The 18,237-nt window shown below is 75.9% G+C and carries 16 protein-coding genes; 6 read left to right on the top strand and 10 right to left on the bottom strand.

From position 1 onward, the window contains the following. Positions 1–128: 128 nt before the first annotated feature. Positions 129–1,760 carry a DUF6345 domain-containing protein gene (locus C9F11_RS32560; RefSeq protein ID WP_249401966.1) on the top strand — a complete coding sequence of 544 codons (1,632 nt, stop codon included), beginning with the start codon at positions 129–131 and terminating at the stop codon, positions 1,758–1,760. A gap of 19 nt (positions 1,761–1,779) precedes the next feature. Here C9F11_RS32560 and C9F11_RS32555 read toward each other — a convergent pair whose 3' ends face one another. The 3 genes from C9F11_RS32555 to C9F11_RS32545 form a co-directional block, all read right to left on the bottom strand. After that, complete coding sequence (locus C9F11_RS32555) at positions 1,780–3,183, bottom strand: amino acid permease (protein WP_138962618.1); 1,404 nt, start codon at positions 3,181–3,183, stop codon at positions 1,780–1,782. Positions 3,184–3,266: 83 nt separating this feature from the next. Beyond that, positions 3,267–5,438 (bottom strand): phage holin family protein, encoded by a 2,172-nt coding sequence (locus tag C9F11_RS32550; RefSeq protein ID WP_171075893.1) that lies wholly within the window; start codon positions 5,436–5,438, stop codon positions 3,267–3,269. A gap of 87 nt (positions 5,439–5,525) precedes the next feature. Next, positions 5,526–5,954, bottom strand: coding sequence for a hypothetical protein (locus C9F11_RS32545; protein ID WP_138962617.1), 429 nt, complete (start codon positions 5,952–5,954; stop codon positions 5,526–5,528). Between the two features lie 82 nt (positions 5,955–6,036). Here C9F11_RS32545 and C9F11_RS32540 point away from each other — a divergent pair, with 82 nt between their 5' ends. After that, positions 6,037–6,822, top strand: coding sequence for an MBL fold metallo-hydrolase (locus tag C9F11_RS32540; RefSeq protein ID WP_138962616.1), 786 nt, complete (start codon positions 6,037–6,039; stop codon positions 6,820–6,822). Further along, positions 6,822–7,460, top strand: coding sequence for a VTT domain-containing protein (locus C9F11_RS32535; protein ID WP_171076145.1), 639 nt, complete (start codon positions 6,822–6,824; stop codon positions 7,458–7,460). The genes C9F11_RS32540 and C9F11_RS32535 overlap by 1 nt, the downstream gene beginning before the upstream one ends. On the opposite strand, the gene C9F11_RS32530 is transcribed toward C9F11_RS32535, so the two are convergent. The 4 genes from C9F11_RS32530 to C9F11_RS32515 form a co-directional block, all read right to left on the bottom strand. Further along, positions 7,457–8,608 carry an MBL fold metallo-hydrolase gene (locus C9F11_RS32530; RefSeq protein ID WP_249401964.1) on the bottom strand — a complete coding sequence of 384 codons (1,152 nt, stop codon included), beginning with the start codon at positions 8,606–8,608 and terminating at the stop codon, positions 7,457–7,459. The two genes, C9F11_RS32535 and C9F11_RS32530, sit on opposite strands and share 4 nt — an antisense overlap. Continuing rightward, on the bottom strand, positions 8,605–9,852 hold the full coding sequence (locus C9F11_RS32525; RefSeq protein ID WP_138962614.1) for an aminotransferase class I/II-fold pyridoxal phosphate-dependent enzyme: 1,248 nt from the start codon (positions 9,850–9,852) through the stop codon (positions 8,605–8,607). Before C9F11_RS32525 ends, C9F11_RS32530 begins: the two co-directional genes overlap by 4 nt. A gap of 129 nt (positions 9,853–9,981) precedes the next feature. Continuing rightward, the gene (locus C9F11_RS32520; protein WP_138962613.1) at positions 9,982–10,623 is read right to left on the bottom strand and encodes a hypothetical protein; all 642 of its coding nucleotides are present in this window, start codon (positions 10,621–10,623) and stop codon (positions 9,982–9,984) included. An 83-nt stretch (positions 10,624–10,706) separates the two neighbouring features. Next, the gene (locus C9F11_RS32515) at positions 10,707–11,423 is read right to left on the bottom strand and encodes an ANTAR domain-containing protein (protein WP_138962612.1); all 717 of its coding nucleotides are present in this window, start codon (positions 11,421–11,423) and stop codon (positions 10,707–10,709) included. Between the two features lie 81 nt (positions 11,424–11,504). Between C9F11_RS32515 and C9F11_RS32510 the strand changes: the two genes are divergently transcribed. Then, positions 11,505–12,644: a PAS domain-containing protein gene (locus C9F11_RS32510; RefSeq protein WP_138962611.1), complete on the top strand. Its 1,140-nt coding sequence runs from the start codon at positions 11,505–11,507 to the stop codon at positions 12,642–12,644. Here the strand turns inward: C9F11_RS32510 and C9F11_RS32505 are convergent. Beyond that, on the bottom strand, positions 12,625–13,641 hold the full coding sequence (locus C9F11_RS32505; RefSeq protein WP_249401963.1) for an RNA polymerase sigma factor SigF: 1,017 nt from the start codon (positions 13,639–13,641) through the stop codon (positions 12,625–12,627). The genes C9F11_RS32510 and C9F11_RS32505 overlap by 20 nt on opposite strands. 253 nt (positions 13,642–13,894) lie before the next feature. On the opposite strand from C9F11_RS32505, the gene C9F11_RS32500 reads away from it, so the two are divergent. Further along, entirely contained in the window at positions 13,895–15,700 is a 1,806-nt protein-coding gene (locus C9F11_RS32500) for a thiamine pyrophosphate-requiring protein (protein ID WP_138962610.1), read from the top strand. Positions 15,701–15,786: 86 nt separating this feature from the next. Beyond that, a complete protein-coding gene (locus tag C9F11_RS32495) occupies positions 15,787–16,224 on the top strand; it encodes a CBS domain-containing protein (protein WP_138962609.1) in 438 nt (145 codons plus the stop codon). 22 nt (positions 16,225–16,246) lie between these two features. Here C9F11_RS32495 and C9F11_RS32490 read toward each other — a convergent pair whose 3' ends face one another. Then, positions 16,247–16,831, bottom strand: coding sequence for a TIGR03086 family metal-binding protein (locus tag C9F11_RS32490; RefSeq protein ID WP_138962608.1), 585 nt, complete (start codon positions 16,829–16,831; stop codon positions 16,247–16,249). A 409-nt stretch (positions 16,832–17,240) separates the two neighbouring features. Beyond that, positions 17,241–18,203 carry an AraC family transcriptional regulator gene (locus tag C9F11_RS32485; protein WP_249401962.1) on the bottom strand — a complete coding sequence of 321 codons (963 nt, stop codon included), beginning with the start codon at positions 18,201–18,203 and terminating at the stop codon, positions 17,241–17,243. Positions 18,204–18,237: the final 34 nt, after the last annotated feature.

Below are 18,237 nucleotides of genomic sequence, written 5' to 3'. Positions count from 1 at the left end.
CGTGGCGCGTTCCCTATGGCCGGAATGTCACCTGGGCAAGGCCCTTCGGCAGTGACACTTTTAGGCCCCCTCGACCGCGTGCGGTTCAGCCACGCGACGGGGAGAACCCAGGGGGTAAGACCATGCGCATGAACTACGCGGACCGCGGTCCGTCTCCGCTGGAGCCGGAGAAGCCGGGCGCGGCCGGGGACCGGGACTCGACGTTCGGCTGGTGGGGCGCGTTCAGCGTCGAGAAGTTCGCCGACGCCTCGCCGCTGTCGTACACGCACGAGGACGCCACCGGCTTCCTCGCGTACCTCCAGCAGTTCTACGACCGCAACTTCTGGTTCGCCGACGGCGGCGTCCAGGTGTGGGCGTACGAGGAGACGTACGACAACTGGCAGGACCGCTACGGCATGGACGCCGTCTGCGCCGTGTACCACTCGGGCCACGGCACCATGGACGGCGGCGGCGTCTTCATCGCGCCGCTCGGCGCGGCCTGGGACGGCCGCACCCGCGCGTACTCGAACCGGATGGCGCTCGGCAACGAGAAGGCGAAGTACGTCTTCTGGTCGACCTGTCTGTCGCTCCGGGTGCTCGACGGGCACTCCCCGATCCGCACCTGGGGCGGGCCCAACCTCGGCTTCCGGATGCTCTTCGGCTTCGAGACCGTCAGCATCGACAACCCGGACTACGGAAAGAAGTTCTGGGAGAAGTGGCGGTCCGGGCAGACGTTCTGCGACGCGTGGCTGAACGGCAGCTGGGACATCTACCACGGCCAGGCCCCGTCCGTGTGCGCGGTCGGCGCCACCCAGGCCGAGGCCGTCAACCGGCTCAACACCGAGCGCAACTTCTTCCGCGACGCCGTGCCGGACGACTGGTACGCGTGGCGCTGGTACTACGCGCGCGCCTCGCTCGCCGACGAGTCGGGCGAGGCGCCGCAGGGCGCGCAGATCGTCCAGCTGGCGCCGCGCGACCCGAGCGCCGAGCTGACCGCGGCCGGGCGCATCGCCGAGTTCCCCGCGGCGGCCCTCGAAGAGGTGCAGGTCGAGCGGCAGGGCGTGCTGAGCGCCGCGTCCGGCGACCGCACGGTCTCCACGGGCCCGCACGCGGTGCGCTGGGTGCGGCTCGCCGAGGCGAACCACCGCAACACCACGCCGCTGCCCACCGAGCGCGCGGTGGAGCTGGCGCGGGCCTTCGCCGAGCAGCACGCGCAGGGCGCCGAGCTGGTCGTCGACAGCGTGCACGACCTGATGCAGAACTCCGGCACGAAGGACGGCTCGGAGACCGGCGTCCCGACGAGCCTGCAGACGCACGTCACCCTCCGCCAGGCCTTCGACGGCGTGCCCGTCATCAGCCCGGACCGCGGGGTGATCCGGGTCGGCCTCGACAACGACGGCACCGTCGTCCAGGCCCAGCTGTCCACGCGCACGGCGACCGGCACGGCCCGCGAGCCCAGCAGCCGCGTGGCACCGCCCGCCGCCGAGGGCGCCCGGGCCGCCGACGCACCGGCCCCGCGCGACCCGCGGGAGGCCCTCGCGCTCGCCCAGGAGCGGCTGCTCGCCGACCTCGCGGTGCGGGGCGCGGCCGACGACGGCGACTACGGTGCGGCCGTCGCGCGGGAGCGGCGGCCCGAGGTCAGGGACGTGCCCGGCACGTTCCGCGTGGGCTACGAGGTGGTGGGCAACGAGGCGTACCCCGCCGCCCGCAAGCTGATCGAGATCGGCCCCGAGGACGGCTTCAGGACCCGGCGCTGGGTGACGGCTCCGCTGGCGCGGTGACGCGTCGGGGCAGGACCCGCTAGGAGGGAGAGCGGTGGGCGGCCCGCTTCTTGCGGGCCGCCATCCACGCGTACACGGGGACGCCCGCGAAGAGGAACAGGACGCCCTGGTAGACGGCCGCGTACCCGGCGCCCGCGACCAGCCACATCGAGAAGCCGAACGCGGCCGAGGCGAGCACGGCGTCGCGCACCAGGCGCCCGCGGCGCACCCGCTCGCGCTGCCCCGAGGCCAGGAAGTAGAGCTGCGCGGCGGTGGCGAGCAGATAGGGCACGGTGGCCGTGAACGTCGTGACGAGCACGAGGACCTCGAAGACCCCGGCGGGCCCCGCCGTGTAGTTGTACACGGTCAGGAGCGAGGCGAGGACCACGGTCACGAGGACGCCGACGGTGGGCACGCCGCGCCGCTTGGTGGCGAAGGCGCTCGGGAACAGGCCGTCCTTCGCGGCGGCGTACGGCGTCTGGGCGCTCAGGAGCGTCCAGCCGTTGAGCGCGCCGACCATGGACACGAGCGCGGCGACGGCGACGGCGGTGCCGCCCCAGGAGCCGCCGAACATGGCGTTCACGGCGTCGGTGAACGGCGCGGTGGAGCCGACGAGCTCGTCGTGCGCGACGGTGCCGAAGACGGCGAGGGTGCCGAGCAGATAGACGAGGGCGGCGCCGAGCGTGCCGAGGACGGTGGCGCGGCCGACGTTGCGCCGCGGGTCGCGCACCTCGCCCGCGCTGACGGCGGCGGACTCCACGCCCAGGTAGGAGAAGAGCAGGATGGCGGCGGAGGCGGAGACCGCGCCGAGCGCCCCGTCGCCGCTCGCGCGAAACGGCCCGAGGTTCGCCGGGTCGAAGAAGAAGAGCCCGCCGAAGGCGACGAGCAGCAGCGGCAGGAACTTGAGCACGGTGGCGACGAGCTGTACGGCGCCGACGTACCGGGTCCCGGCGAGGTTGGCGAGCGCGGGGAGCAGCTGCAGCCCGAGCGCCGCCAGACAGGCGGTCCACTGGTGGTCGGTCACGGGCATCAGGACGTCGAGGTAGCCGACGGCGGCGACGGCGAGCGCCGCGTTCGACACCCAGGTGGTGATCCAGTACGACCAGGCCGCGAGGAAGCCCGCGAAGTCGCCGAAGGCCTCACGCGCGTACACGTACGGGCCGCCGGTGCGCGGGTCCCGCGCGGCGAGGCGGCCGAAGACCAGGGCGAGCGCGATGGCCCCCGCGGTCAGGACGGCGAAGGCGACGAGGCTGATCGTGCCGAAGGGCGCGACGGAGGCCGGGAGCAGGAAGATGCCGCCGCCGATGATGTTGCCCATGACCAGGCAGATGGCGGTGGGGAGTCCGAAGCGGCGCGCGTGCTTGCCGTCGTCGTGCGGCGCGGCGGTCTCCGCGTCCTGCTTCAGGGCCGGAGCCGACGGTGGTGCGGTTCCGGTGTCGTGCATGGGGTGGTGCGCCTCTCGTCGTGCCGGGGCCCGGGATCACCGGGCGCGGGCCCATGGTCGGGCACCGGGGGCACGCCGCAAAATCACTGCGTTTTGTCCTGTACGACCTGGTCGGCGGCGGGAAATGCTGTCGGTGCCGCAGGGTCCGGAAGGCGATCATCCGCAGGTGTGACGCGGGGCACTTCCGGCCCGTGCGCCTCGCGCAGCCAGCGCCGCAGGACCTGGTGCACGGCCTCCGCGCCGACGAGGTCGGCGGTGCCGTCGGCGCCCTCGGCGACGGGCGGCGAGAGGACGAGCGGGGACAGCAGGAACGGCCGGGACTGGGCGCCGCCGAGCCCGCCGTGCGAGCCGATCTGCTCCTCGAACGCGAGGACTTCGCCGTCCAGCGGGTCGTACGCGGAGTTGACCATGATGTCGGCGGTGTGCGGGAAGCCGTCGGTGCGCCGCACGGCGTCGGCGGCGCCGGGCCCGAAGTCGGCGAGCGGCCCGAGGGCGGCGGGGCCCGCGTCGGCGGGCAGCTCGTCCAGATGCACCTCGGCGCCGCGCGCGCCCAGGACGAGGGGCCCGCGGTCCGCGCTGCGCACCAGCAGGAAGCCGATGCCGGGGTGGTTGGCGAGCGTCGGCAGGAGCGCCGGGTGGCGCCGGTCGATCTCCTCGCGCGTCATGCGGTGGGGCACGTCGGGGAAGGAGACGAGCCCCAGGTTCCCCGAGGCGAGCACGATGGGCTCGGCGAGGCGGCGCGGCCGGTGCTCGCCGGTGCCCTCCTCCACGGGCCTGCGCAGGGCGGCGCGGACGGCCGAGCGGGCCTCGGCGCCGCTGTGCGTGCGGCGGGCCCGGCGGGGGACGGGCAGGCCGCAGCCCGCGCGCACCAGGTCGCCGAGGGTCAGGCCGTAGCGGGCGCGGAAGGTCTCGCCGGGGCTCTGGCCGTGGTCGGAGAGGAGCACGATGCGGTACGGCCGGGGCGCGTGCTCGGCGACCTGGGCGAGCAGCGCGAGGGACCGGTCGAGGCGTCTGAGGACCCGCTCGGCGTCGCCGCTCGTGGGCCCGGAGTGGTGCGCGACCTCGTCGTACGCCACGAGGTCGGCGTAGACGGCGGCCCGCCCGGCGAGCATGTCCCCGATGACGGCGGCGACCACGACGTCGCGCTCCACGACGGTGGCGAAGGCGCGGATGAAGGGGTACAGGCCGCCGCGGCTCACCCGCGGGCGGCGTCGGCGGATCCGGGCGCGGGTCGACTCGCCGATCTCCCGGCCGACCTCGGCGACGAAGGACAGGGCGGTGCGGACGGCGTTGGCCGGGTCGGAGAAGTACGCGAAGTACCCGGCCCGCGAGCGGTTCTCGCGGCCGCGCCGCGCGGCCATGGAGAGCACGAGCGCCAGCTGCTCGGCGCCGCCGCTGAAGAGGTTGCCGCGGCTGGCCCCGTCGTAGGTGAGCAGTCCGCCGTCGCCGGTGCGGACGATCGCGCGCCGCTGGAGCTCCGCGGCGGACGCGGGCCGGTTGGACACCATGACCTCGCCGGTGTCCTTCTCGTACCAGCGGAAGGCGGGCACGTCGTGGTTGCTGCCGTGCAGGATGCCGAGCTGGCTCGCGCCGGTCTGGCTCGACCAGTCGGTGCGCCACGGCGTGAGCCGGTGCGTGGCCCGCGCGTCGGGCCCCTCGTCGGCGCCGAGCCAGCGGGCGATCGTGGGCGTCACGCCCTTGCGCGCCGCCCGGCACAGGACGTCGTGGCCGACGCCGTCGAGCTGGAGGAAGACCGTGCCCGGGGTGCTGGGGCGGTGCGGGTCCGCGGCACGGCGGCGTCTTCGGTCCGCGAGGCGGTACAGGCGCCGCCGGTAGGCGTCGTCGTCGCGGACGGCGAGCGCGCCGCCCGTCGCGGACGCCACCGCCGACATCACGGCCGCGACGACCACGGCGGTCTCGGCGTTCGCGTCGCCGCGGCCGTCGGGGATGAGCCGCAGCGCGAGCAGCAGCAGCGAGCCGTTCAGGAAGAAGGTGAGCAGCCCGATGACCAGGGCGGGGACGAGCAGCAAGGCCCGGACGAGCAGCGGCCACACCAGGGCGGACAGCAGGCCGAAGGCGCCCGCGCCGAGGGCCGCCGTCACGGCGACGCGGGTGGCGCTGTCGCCGTCGTCGGCCTTGAGCTTGAAGTCCGGCAGGATGCCCGCGAGGACCAGCATCGTGAGCGTGCTCACCGCCCAGACGACGATCACGCGCCCGAGGCCGCGCCCCACCGTCCGCCACCGACCACCACGCACCGCGCTCCGCCTGCCTCACGTCCCGACCTTGCCCTCAGCCTGTCACAGGGCGGGATCCCGCAGGCGGCAGGGCGCCCGGGGCGGGGCTCAGCAGCCGTCGTAGCCCGCCGTCGGCATGGAGAGGCGGCGGTGCACGCGGGCCTTCATGCGGGAGTCGTAGCAGGGTTCCTCGAAGCCCGCGGTCTCGATGCGGACGCCGCGCCGCGCGCACTCCGCGGTGAACTCGTCGGCGGACCGCAGCGCCCGCTCCAGGACCCGGCGGCACGGGACCACGAACAGGTCGACCAGGCCCGCGTCCACGTCGTTCCAGAAGACGGCGTGGTCGGCGCGCAGGCCGTGCACGACGAGCTCCCGGGTCACCACGTAGCCGTGGGCGGCGGCCCAGCGCGCGCACATGGCGTGCTGGCTGCGCGAGTCGACGAGGAACGGGTCGCTGTCCAGCTCCTCCAGAGGCGTCAGGCTGGCGATGGCGGCGACCCGCACCGCGCGGGCCGGCCCCCCGCAGGTGTTTCCCATGGCATGCCCCTCACCTCTGGCGTCAGCCGACGACACTACTCCTGGCCGTAGGCTCGGAGACAGTCACACGAAGGAGGAACGGGTGCGGCCGGACGTCACGGTCACTTGGTGGGGCCATGCCACCTGCACGGTCGAGGATTCCGGGACGCGGGTCCTGACCGATCCTCTCTTCGTGCGCAGGCTCGCGCACTTGCGCCGCCGCCGGGGAGCCCTCCCGCCGCCCGAGGCGGCGGTGGCCGACGTCGTGCTGCTCTCCCATCTGCACGCCGACCATCTGCACGTGCCCTCCCTCGCCCGCCTCGCGCCCGGCACCCGGGCGCTGGTCCCGCGCGGCGCCGCGCGTTCGGTGCCAGGGCTCCGCCGCCTGTCCCACCTGCGGTTCACGGAGGTCGCGCCGGGGGACGAGGTGCCCGTCGGCGACGCCGGCGTCGTCGTGCGGGTGGTGCCCGCCCTGCACGACGGGCGCCGCCTCCCGGTGGGCCCGCACCGCTCCCCCGCCCTCGGGTACGTCGTCGAGGGCGCGGCCCGTACGTACTTCGCCGGGGACACCGGCCTGTTCGACGCGATGGCCGACGAGGTCGGGGCCGTCGACGTGGCGCTCCTGCCGGTCGGCGGCTGGGGCCCCTATCTGGGCCACGGTCATCTCGACCCGGCCCGTGCCGCCGAGGCCCTGGCCCGGATCGCGCCGGGCAGCGCGGTGCCGGTGCACTACGGCACGTACTGGCCGATCGGCATGGACGCGGTGCGGCCGCACGAGTTCCACACGCCGGGCGACGAGTTCGTGCGGCAGGCCGCGCGCCGGGCGCCGGAGGTCGCGGTGCACCGCCTCGCGCACGGCGAGAGCGTCCGGCCGGAGGCCGCCCGATGATGCTGGCCGCCGCGGCCCAGGTGTCGCCGGACTCCACCCAGCAGGCGGTCGGCTATCCGTCGCTCTTCCTGCTGGTGGTGGTCGGCGCGCTGGTGCCGGTGGTGCCGACGGGGGCGCTGGTCAGCTCGGCCGCGGTGGTCGCCTTCCACCAGACCGACACCTCGCCCTTCGCGCTGCTCGTCGTGTTCGGCGTGGCCTCGCTCGCGGCGTTCACCGGTGACGTCGCCCTGTACTGGCTCGGGCAGCGCGGCATGCGCTCGAAGAACGGGTCGCGCTGGCTGGAGGCGATCCGCGACCGCGCGCCCGAGGAGCGCCTCGCCCGCGCCCAGGACAAGCTCCAGGACCACGGCGTCCTGGTCCTCGTCCTGTCCCGGCTCGTCCCCGCGGGCCGCCTTCCGGTCATGCTGGCCTGCCTCCTGGCCCGGATGCCGCTGCGCCGCTTCGCCCGCGGCAACCTCCCCGCGTGCCTCGCCTGGGCGGTCACCTACCAGCTGATCGGCATCCTCGGCGGCTCCCTCTTCCGGGAACCCTGGCAGGGCGTCGCCCTGGCGGTGGGCCTCACCGTCGTCATCAGCACGGCCCCGGCCCTGTGGCGCCGCCTGCGGCCGCGCGGCGCCCGGTCGGAGCGGGCCTCCTAGCCGGGCCCCAGTACCCGCGAACCGCCCACCGGCAGGTCCCAGAGGTCGCGCGCGGCGAGCCCCGCCGCCGCCCAGGCGCGCCGCACCCGCTCCACGGGTTCGAGGACGGGCTCGGCCGAGAGCAGGAACGTGCCCCAGTGCATGGGGGCCATCCGTCGCGCCCCCACGTCGCGCGCCGCCCGCACCGCCTCCTCCGGGTCGCAGTGCACGTCCCGCAGCCACCACCGCGGCTCGTACGCCCCGATGGGCAGCAGCGCCAGGTCGATCCCGGGATACCGCTCCCCGATGCGCGCGAACCAGTGCCCGTACCCGGTGTCCCCGGCGAAGTACACCCGCTGCCCCTCCCCGTCGGTGAGCACCCACCCGCCCCACAGGCTCCGGCAGGTGTCCCGCAGGCCGCGCTTGGACCAGTGGTGCGCGGGCACGAAGCCGAGGCGGACGCCGTCGAGTTCGGCGCTCTCCCACCAGTCGAGCTCGGTGACGCGCGTGAAGCGCCGCCGGGCGAACCAGCGCCCGAGCCCCGCGGGCACGAACAGCGGGGTGTCGCGCGGCAGCCGCTTGAGGGTGGACGCGTCGAGGTGGTCGTAGTGGTTGTGGCTGATGACGACGGCGTCGACGCGCGGCAGGGCGCTCCAGGCCACGCCGACGGGGGTGACCCGGGCGGGGGTGCCGAGGATCCGCCGGGACCAGACCGGGTCGGTCAGGACGGTGAGGCCGCCGATCCTGACGACCCAGCTGGCGTGGCCCGCCCAGGTCACCGCGACGGTACGGGCGTCGACGCGGGGCAGCGGCCCCGGGGCGAAGGGCAGCCGGGGGATGTCGGCGAGGCCCGCGGGGGCGGGCCGCAGCGCGCCCTCGCGGGCGAACCGCGCGAAGGCGCGCAGGCCCGGCAGCGGCGCGGTGAGCCGGTCCGCGAAGGACTTGGGCCACAGGCGCGGCGAGCCGGGCACGGACACCGGGGCGGGCGGGCGGCGGACGGTCGCGGTGCCGCGCGCGTCCGGGGCGTCCGGGGCGGCCGCCCTGTCCGGCCCGTCCGCCGTGGCCGTCGCGGCCGTCGCGGCCGTCTTGGCCGTCGCGGCCGTCTTGGCCGTCGCGGCCGTCCGTCGTGCCTGCTCCGTGCCCTGGGGCTGCTGCTGTGTCTGCGTCACCGAGGAGGCTCCCGTCGCTGTGCTTCTGCGCGGAGCTCGTCGAAGGCCGCGGCGATCGCGGCCAACTCCCGCTCCACGTACGGCGATTCCAGTGGCTCTGCGGCGCTGAGCGCACGGCCGCGCTCCGCGGGGTCCGGCCCCAGGAGCGGCCCGGTGGACAGCCGGACGCGCAGCGCGTCGATGTCGTCGCCGAAGCGGTGGCCGCCGGGTGCGGGCAGGCCGAGCCGCTCCTGGAGGTGGTCCTCCAGCTCCTGCGCGTCCGTGACGCCGCGCGCGGCGAGCGCGGCGCGCAGCGGGCCGAGGTCGGCGTACACGTGTCGCCCCGCGGCGGGCGGCCGGGCGAGCGCGCCCGCGCCGACGACGGCCTCGCGCAGCGCGGCGGCGAGGCGCGCGTGCAGCCGGTTCGCGGCGGCCAGGCGCGCGGTGATCTCGTCGGGCTCGCCGAGCGCGTACGCGGCCGCGGCGGCGACCGGCGCGGCCGGGGTCGCGCCCAGGGCCGTCAGGACGTCGAGGGCGCGGGCGCGCAGCGCGGCGCCCGCGCCGTCCGCCGGGAAGCGGGCGACGGCGGCGGGCAGCGCGGGCGGCAGGAAGGCCCCAGCGAGGTCGCTGACGACGGTGACCCGGTCGGGGGCCATCGCCGCGGGGCCGACCAGGACGGTGTCGCGCGGGTGGTGCAGGGTGTCGCGCCACGTCTCGTCGCTCACGATGTGCAGGCCCTCGCCCGCCGCGGCCTCGACGGCCTCGTGGACGGCGTCGGGCGGCGGCACGGTCGCGGTCGGGTCGTCGGCGACGGAGAGCACGAGCAGCCGCGGCGCGCCGCCCTCGGCACGGACGCGGCGCACGGTCTCCAGGAGGGCGTACGCGTCGGGGACACCACCGCACTCCGCCGGTGTCGGCACGTGGTAGACGGAGCGGCCGAGGAGCCGCACCTGGGGCTCCCACCAGGCGGCGCACGGCCGGGGCAGCAGGACGTCGCCGCCGAGGGCCGCGGCGACGGCGAGCAGCAGCGGCCCGGCGCCGGGCGCGGCGGCCACCTGCTCCGGCCCGACGGGCAGGCCGCGGCGCTCCCAGTAGCCGCTCGCCGCCGCGCGCAGCGCCGGGTCGCCGCCGGGCGGGGGCGCGTGGCTGTGGCCCGCCGCGGCCGCGACGACGGCGGCGAGCTCCGGCAGGACCGGCAGGCCCGGCTCCGGCAGGGGCGGTCCCGACCGGACGCGGCCGCGCCCCGCGTGGTCCGTCCGCCGCATGGGCACCTCCGTGCGCTCGCCTGGCCACCCGTGTGACCGTCCGCGTGCCGTCGGGTCTGTGCGTACCCACGGCGGCGCCGCTCCATCGTCGGGTGGGTGGTGGTCCGTCAGGTTTACTCCGTACGGCGGTCAGCGCCCGGCGGCGCGGTCGCGGCGCAGCCGGTGGACGGCGGCGGCGCACGCGCCCGCCACCAGGACGCCGCCCGCGGCGAGGGCCGCGGGTGAGTCGGTGAAGGCGCCGCCCCCGCCCGCGTGGACGCCGTGCGGCGCGGCGGGAGCATGCGCGGTGGGCGAGGGGCCCGGTGCGGCCCGGGTGACGGTGAAGGTGGCCTGCCACGGCCCGTCGTCGGGGCACACGCCGTCCACGAACCACTCCGACGCCGGGCCCGCGACGTCCGGGCCGCCGTCCTCGGACCACTCCGACGCCGGGCCCCCGACCTCCGGGCCGCCGCCCGCGGCGCCCGGGGTGGGGGCGATGCGGGCGGTGCCCTGGTAGCCGATGGCGCCGGGGCTCCGGTTCTGGTGGTCCGGTACGCGCTGGAGCGTGGCGCTGCCCCGCTCGAAGGCCCGGGAGGCGGCCTCCATCGTCTGCGGGGGCGCGGTGCCGGTGGCCGGGCAGGCGACGGAGACGGTGACCTGCTCACCGGGCGCGGCGCGCGCCGGGGTGACCTCGGCGGCCGTGCCGCCCTCCGCGTGGGCGGGCGGCACGACGGCGAGCAGGGGGTACAGGGCCAGCGGGAGGGCGAGGGTCAGGGGGACGGAAGTGCGCATGCACTCATTCGAGCCGCTGACCGCGCCGCGCGCTCGTCCTCCCGCGCCGGACGGGCTAACCCCCGGCGCGCGGGACGGTGCCGTCAGCCGGTGCGGGCCTCGCGCGCCAGGGAGGTCAGTTCCCGTTCCAGGCCGCGGCCGCGGGAGTCCACCAGGGCGGCCGACACCTCGGAGAGCTTGCGGTTCGTGGTCTGGGAGATGCGCCGCAGCAGGGCGAAGGCCTGGTCCGCGTCGCAGCTCAGGACGTGCATGATGATGCCGCGCGCCTGGTCGACCACGGGCCGGGTGCGCAGCGCCTCGCCCAGGTGGTCCAGCTCGGTGAGGGCCGCGCGGTAGTGGCGGTCGCGGACCAGGCCGGTCGTGGCGAGGGCGCCGAGCGCCTGCGCGGGGCCGCAGCTCACGTCGTCCAGGCTGCGCGGCCGGAAGCTGAACAGGCTGAGGGTGAGCGTGAGGCCGGAGCGCCGGAACGGCAGCGTCACGCTGGCGCGGACACCGGATGCGAGGGCGAGGGCACGGTATTCGGGCCAGCGTTCGTCGCGCAGCAGGTCGCCCGCGTCCACCGGCGCGCCGCGCTCCTGCGCGGCCGGGATGGGCCCCTCTCCGGAGCGCAGCTGGACGGAGACGAGCCCGGCGAGGTCGGGGTGGGTGACGGCGGTGGGCAGCTCGTCGCCGCCGTCGGTGACCGTGGTGCCGGCGCCGCAGCACGCGGCGGTGCACCGGACGGCCTGTTCGGCGAGTTCGGACAGCCTGCGCTGCGGCAGCGTGGATTCCGATCCTTCCGGTCCGATCGGCATCGGCATGGCGCTCTCCTCCTTGCTTCCCACCTGTGCGGCTTCCCCCGGAAGCCTCCGGAAAACGGGCGCAGCGGCTACGTTCGACGCATGGGGCAGACGGATGAGTTCGGTGAGGAGCTCGCGGACTTCGTGCGCCGCGTCGCGGAGTTGAAGGCGTCCCGTGCCGTGCCGGCCGGAGACCTCGGCACCATGCTCGACGCGGCCCTGTTCGAACTGGACCACGCGGCCGCGCGGTTGTGGCCGGGGTTCGAGCGGCTCGCGGTGGACGGCGGGGCGGCGGCCGCCTCCTCGGACCGCGACGAGCAGCGGCTGCTGCGCGCGGTGTTCCAGCGCTTCCCCCTTCCCGTGGTGCTCGTCGACGGCGAGACCGTGGTGCGGCGCATGAACGTCGCGGCGACGGGCCTGACGGGGGTGCGCGGCGGATACGCGACGGGGCGCCCGCTGTCCGGGTTCCTCACGCCGTCGGACGGCATCGCGTTCCGCTCGCAGGCCGCGGCGGTCGCCCGCGGCGAGGGCGACCGGAGCCTGACGGTGCGCCTCCAGCCGCGCCCCGAGCAGCCGCTGCGGGCGACGCTGACCGCGCTGCGGCCCGGCACGGAGCCCCGTACGGTCGTCCTCGCCGTCCTGCAGCCCGCGGGGGCGGGCGAACTCCGCGCCGCCGGGCACGGCTCCTTCGGCCCGCTGCGGGGCCAGGTGCCCGACCTGACCGAGGCGACCCGCCACGCCGAGCTCCTCGAACTGTCGGACACGATGACGGCGGCGCTGCTCACGGCCCCGCCGGGCGATCCGGCCGGGGTGCTGCGGCGCGCCGCCGAGGTGCTGCACGGCACGTTCGCGGACTGGGTGATCGCCGACGAGGGCGGGGCGCGGCCGCGCCGCACCGCGGTCCTGGGGCCCCCGGGCGGGCCGGTGGCGGACGTCCGCGCGCTCGACCCCACCGACTGCCCGCTGGTCATGGAGGCGGTGCGCTGCGGGGCGCCCGCCCTCCAGGTGCGGCCGCACCCCGAGGACGGCTTCGGCCGGGACGCGTCCGGCGCGCCGGTGCTCGTACGGGCGCAGGTGACGTCCCTGCTGTGCGTGGCGCTGACCACGGAGGCGGGCGGCCCGCCCGAGGGGGTGCTCAGCCTGTTCAGGACCGGCGCGCGCCTCGCCTTCTCGATGGCCGAGGCGCGCGCCGTGGATGTGATGTCCCGTCATATCGCGCTGGCTATGCGGCGTCCCGGGTGATCTCGGCGGACGCGACGGGGTGCGGGCGGGCCGGGTGCCGCGCCAGATCACGGGTGATCTCGTCCCGCAGCCGCCCGCAGCAGCGGCTGATCAGGCGGGACACGTGCATCTGGGAGATCCCCAGGTGCTCGGCGATGCGGCTCTGCGTCATGTCGCCGAAGAACCGCATGTAGAGGATGGCCCGTTCGCGCTCGGGCAGCGCCGCGAGGCGCGGCTTGACGGCCTCGCGGTCCACGACGACGTCGAGCGCCGGGTCGGGGCCGCCCAGGGTGTCGCGCAGCGCGTAGCCGTCGTCGCTGCCGGGCAGTTCGGCGTCCAGGGACAGCGCGGTGAAGCTGTCGAGGGCCTCCATGCCGGTGGCCGCGTCCTCCTCGCTCATCCCGGCCCGCTCGGCGATCTCGGCGATGGTCGGGGCGCGCCCGGACACGGTCTGGGAGAGGTCCTGGCAGGCGAACCGCACGCGGTTGCGCAGGTCCTGGACGCGCCGGGGCACGTGCAGGGTCCACATGTGGTCGCGGAAGTGGCGCTTGATCTCGCCGGTGACGGTGGGCACGGCGTAGCTCTCGAAGGCGTTGCCGCGCTCGGGGTCGTAGCGGTCGACGGCCTTCACCAGGCCGAGGGCGGCGACCTGGCGCAGGTCCTCCAGGGACTCGCCGCGGTTGCGGAACCGGCCCGCGAGCCGTTCGGCCATCGGCAGCCAGGCCCGCACGATCTCCTCCCTGAGGGCGTCCCGCTCGGGCCCGTGCGGGAGTCCGCACAGCCTGCCGAAGGCAGCGGCGGTGTCCGGGGCGTCGTCGTGGGGGTGCCGGGAGGCGCGCTGCCGCCGCGCCGGGGACTGCCTGCCGGACAGGCGTGTCGGTGCCGCCGCGCGCTGCGCGTGCGGGGTGTGCGGGGTGGCTCGGCCGTGGTGCGGGCGCTCGCGGCGCGTGGTCGTGCCCGACGAGGTGTCGTCGGGGACCGCCGCAGCTTCCTCGGGACGTGCTGCGTCCTTTGGCATGGTGCGTCACAACTCCCTTGCCTGTGCTTTGGGTCGCACGGTCACCGTGGGAGTGCGGGCACGTGCCGCGTCAGGGCACACCCGGGGCGAGTGAAGCCTCTCCCACGGACGTGCCTCCGTTCCGAAGCACTGCCTTCCGCCTGCCCCTCGCTCCGCGCACCAAACGCCACGTCGGCGGGCGCGGGTTTTCCCGGGGCTCCGGCGGACACCCGGCCGGGACGCATTCCGCGCCCGGCACCGGAAGGACACCGTCATGAGCACGAAGGTCGCCGATCACATTCTGCAGCGCCTGCGGGCCTGGGACGTCGACTGCGTCTTCGGCTACCCCGGGGACGGCATCAACGGCCTCCTCGCGGCCTGGGGCCGCGCCGACGACCGGCCGCGTTTCCTCCAGTCCCGGCACGAGGAGATGGCCGCGTTCGAAGCGGTCGGCTATGCCAAGTTCGGCCGGCGGCTCGGGGTGTGCGCGGCGACCTCGGGGCCCGGCGCCATCCACCTCCTGAACGGCCTGTACGACGCGAAGCTGGACCACGTGCCGGTGCTCGCCCTGGTCGGCCAGACGCACCGCTCGGCGATGGGCGGCTCGTACCAGCAGGAGGTCGACCTGCACACGCTGTTCAAGGACGTGGCCTCCGACTTCGTGGAGACCGTGACGGTGCCCGAGCAGCTCCCGAACGTCCTGGACCGCGCCATCCGCACCGCGTACGCGCGCCGCTGCCCCACCGCCGTGATCGTCCCCGGTGACGTCCAGGAGCTCGACTACCGCCCGCCGCCGCACGCGTTCAAGATGGTGCCCTCCAGCCTGGACCGCAGCGCCTGGACGGCGCTGCCCTCGCCGACCGCCCTGGAGCGGGCCGCGGACGTGCTGAACTCCGGCACCAGGGCGGCGGTCCTGATCGGGCAGGGCGCGGCGGGCGCGCGGGCCGAGGTCGAGGAGCTCGCGGAGCTGCTCGGCGCGGGCGTCGCCAAGGCGCTGCTCGGCAAGGACGCCCTGAGCGACGAACTGCCGTACGTCACGGGCGCGATCGGGCTGCTCGGCACCCGCCCCTCGTACGAGCTGATGCGCGACTGCGACACGCTCCTGACGATCGGCTCCAGCTTCCCGTACGCGCAGTTCCTGCCGGAGTACGGCAAGGTCCGCGCGGTGCAGATCGACATCGACCCGCACATGATCGGCATGCGCTACCCCTACGAGGTGAACCTGGTGGGCGACGCGCGCGCCACCCTGCGCCGGCTGATCCCGCTGGTCTCCGAGGAGCGCGCGGCGGCCGGGCGCGAGTGGCACGCCGCGGTGCGGGCGAACGTGGAGCGGTGGCACGGCGTCCTCGACCGCCGCGCGCAGCTGGCCGCCGACCCCGTCAACCCGGAGTACGTGGCCCGGGCCCTGGACCCGCTCCTGCCCGCCGACGCGATCATCACCTCCGACTCGGGCTCCACGGCCAACTGGTTCGCACGCCATCTGACGCTGCGCGGCGACATGCGGGCCTCGCTGTCCGGCACGCTCGCGACGATGGGCTGCGGCGTGCCGTACGCGATCGGCGCGAAGTTCGCGCACCCCAACCGGCCGGTGATCGCGCTCGTCGGGGACGGCGCGATGCAGATGAACGGCATGGCCGAGCTGATCACCGCGGCCAAGTACCGGCACCGCTGGGACGATCCGCGGCTCGTCGTCGGGGTGTGGAACAACCGCGACCTCAACCAGGTGACGTGGGAGCTGCGGGCGATGGGCGGCGCCCCGTCGTTCGAGCCCTCGCAGTCCCTGCCGGACGTGCCGTACGCGGACTTCGCGCGCTCGATCGGGCTCACGGGGATCCGTGTGGACAAGCCCGAGGACGTGACCGCGGGCTGGCGCGCGGCCCTCGACGCGGAGGGCCCCGCCGTCGTCGAGTTCCTGACCGACCCCGCGGTGCCGCCGATTCCGCCGCACGCCTCCTGGGAGCAGCTGGAGTCGACGGCGACGGCCCTGCTCAAGGGCGACGCCGACCGGGGCGCGGTGGTGAAGCAGGGCCTGAAGGCGAAGGTCCAGGACTTCCTGCCGGGCGGCGGCAAGCGCCGGTAGCGCCGGGCCGGGCGGCATGGGTGGCCCGTACAGGGGTACTGCGGGCGGGGTCGCATCGCCGACGGACGAAGGAGGTCTCTGCGGACATGGCGGAGTACGTGAGGCAGGTCATGACACCGGGAGTCGTCGCGGTCAGGCCCGACGCCTCCCTGGTCGAGGCGGCGCAGCTGATGCGCGCCCAGGACATCGGTGACGTCGTCGTGGCCAACGGCGACCAGGTGGTCGGGGTGCTCACCGACCGGGACATCACGCTGCGGGCCGTGGCCGAGGGCGCCGACCCGCTGACGGTCAGCGCGCAGGCCGTGTGCACCCCGAACCCGGTGGTGGTGAGCCCCGACGACGAAGTGGCCGCGGCGGTCGGCCTGATGCGCGACCACGCGGTGCGCAGGCTGCCGGTCGTGGAGGACGGGCGGCCGGTGGGCATGGTGAGCCTGGGCGATCTGGCGATCGAGCAGGACCCGGCGTCCGCGCTCGCCGACATCAGCCGCGCCGCACCGGACGGCGGCGCGGGCCCGCCCCGGTGAGGAGGCGCGTCGGCGCGGCGGTTCAGGGGGTGCGGCCGAGCAGGCACAGGAGCTCGGTCTGCGCGTCCGCTCCCGGGGGCGGCTCCACCGGCGCGGCGAACAGGCCGCTCTGCGCCAGGTCGGCCGCGTACGGGGCGACTTCGCGCGCGGCCGCGGCGACCAGGGCGTCGGGCAGGCGCTCGTCGGCGCCGATGGCGCGGGCCAGGTCCCAGGTGTGCACCACCAGGTCGGTGGTCATCTGGGCGCAGTAGGCGCGCGCGGGGCTCTCGCCGTAGCTGAGGTGGACGGTGCCCGTGAGCGCGCCCGGCGCGCCGAGCGCGGCCCGGGACGCCGCGGCCGCGGTGTCCCAGGAGGCGACGGGGTCGGGCCCGAGCAGATCGCCGTCGAAGCGGTCGCCGACCTCCTCGACGGTGGCGCGGTCACGGACGAGCGGCTCCACCCACAGCTGCTCGGACACGAGGTGGTGGACGAGGTCGCGGACCGTCCAGCGCGCGCAGGGCGTCGGGGCGTCCCACTGGTCCTGCCGGACCGCGTGCACCCGGTCGGTGAACTGCTCGACGGCCTGGCCGTGCCGCTCCAGGGTCCGCTGGTCGTCGCCGGTGCTCATGCCGTCTCCCGTCGGTCGGTGCGCGGGCCGCGTGCTGTCGAGTCTGACCGCGACGCGCGGCGCGAACCACCGGGAGGGGGCCGCTGGGGCCCCGACGGCGTGCGGAGTGGCGGGCCCGATGGCACACGGGGGAATGCCAGGGGGAACGACCGGGCCCGCCGGTCCGAAGCCGGCCCGGCGCTCACCAGAGCCGGGCCGGAGGTGCCGGGGTTCCGTCCACGGTCCGCCCCGGGAGAAGGCTGGGCCCCCCGCGACGCGACCGGTCCACCCGGCGACAGAGCCACGTTAGGCGCGGGCTCCGGCGCCGACGATCCGCTGTGCGCACGGCCTGTCCGGATAGCGCACCGCGTCCGGATAGCGCACGCGCCCCGGCCGCGGCCCCCGTCGCGGGCCCCGGTCGCCGCCCCTGTCAGCGCCGCAGCGTCTGCGACGGCAGCTCCCCGAACCGCGCCCGGTACTGCTCGGCGAACCGGCCGAGGTGGGTGAAGCCCCAGCGGTGGGCGACCTCGCTCACGGACCGCTCGCAGGAACCCGACGCGAGCAGCTCCTCGCGGACCCGCCCGAGGCGCACGTCCCGTACGTACGCCATCGGGGACATGCCCACGTAACGGCGGAAGGCCTCCTGGAGCCAGCGCACGCCGACGCGGCCCTCGGCGGCGAGGGCCGCGGTGGTGAACGGGTGCTCGGGGCGCGCGTGGACGGCGTCCGTCACGCGTTTGACGGGGGCGGGGCGCAGCTGGTGCACGGGGTCGGTGAGCCGGTCGCGGTAGCGGTGGTCCGCGGCGAGCAGCAGGCCGTTGAGGAGGGCCTCCTGCAGCGGCTCGGCGACCAGGGGGTGGGTCAGGACGCCGTCGTCCTCGCGCAGGTCGGCCACGACGGTCCGGACGAGGCGTGCCCAGCCGCGCCCGGCGCCCCGCCGCGTGTCGAAGACCGGGCCGAAGGTCACCGGGGAGGGCACCGGCCTGCCGATGAGCCGCTCCAGGCGCCCTTCGAGGGCGGCGCGGTCCACCTTCACGGCGAGCAGGCGGCAGTCGCCGGTCCAGCGGTCCAGGACGGTGTCGCCCACCGGCTGGTAGACCGCCGCGCTGCCGACGCCCGCCGCGGTGGCGGGCGCGGCCCCCTGCCGCCAGGAGACGTGCCCGCTGAGCGGGATGTTGACGTGGTAGGCCCCCAGCTCGCCGAAGCGCATGCGGACGTCGGCCCCGCAGCGCATGTCGCCGACGGTGAGCGCCCCCAGCTTCCCGATGTCGTACCGCGCGCTGAAGGGCCGCGGGTCTTCGCACACGTCCATGAAGTTGCTGTAGTACGTGGCCTCGATGAGCTGCCTTGCCTCGTCGACGTCGCCCGTCCTGAAGGACGTCCTCACGGACACGGTGTCTCCAACCGCGCAGCGTACGACGGATTGC

Source organism: Streptomyces sp. YIM 121038, from assembly GCF_006088715.1.
Classification (GTDB): domain Bacteria; phylum Actinomycetota; class Actinomycetes; order Streptomycetales; family Streptomycetaceae; genus Streptomyces.
The sequence above is the reverse complement of the archived record's forward strand: the minus strand, read 5'-3'. Positions and strand labels throughout refer to the sequence as shown.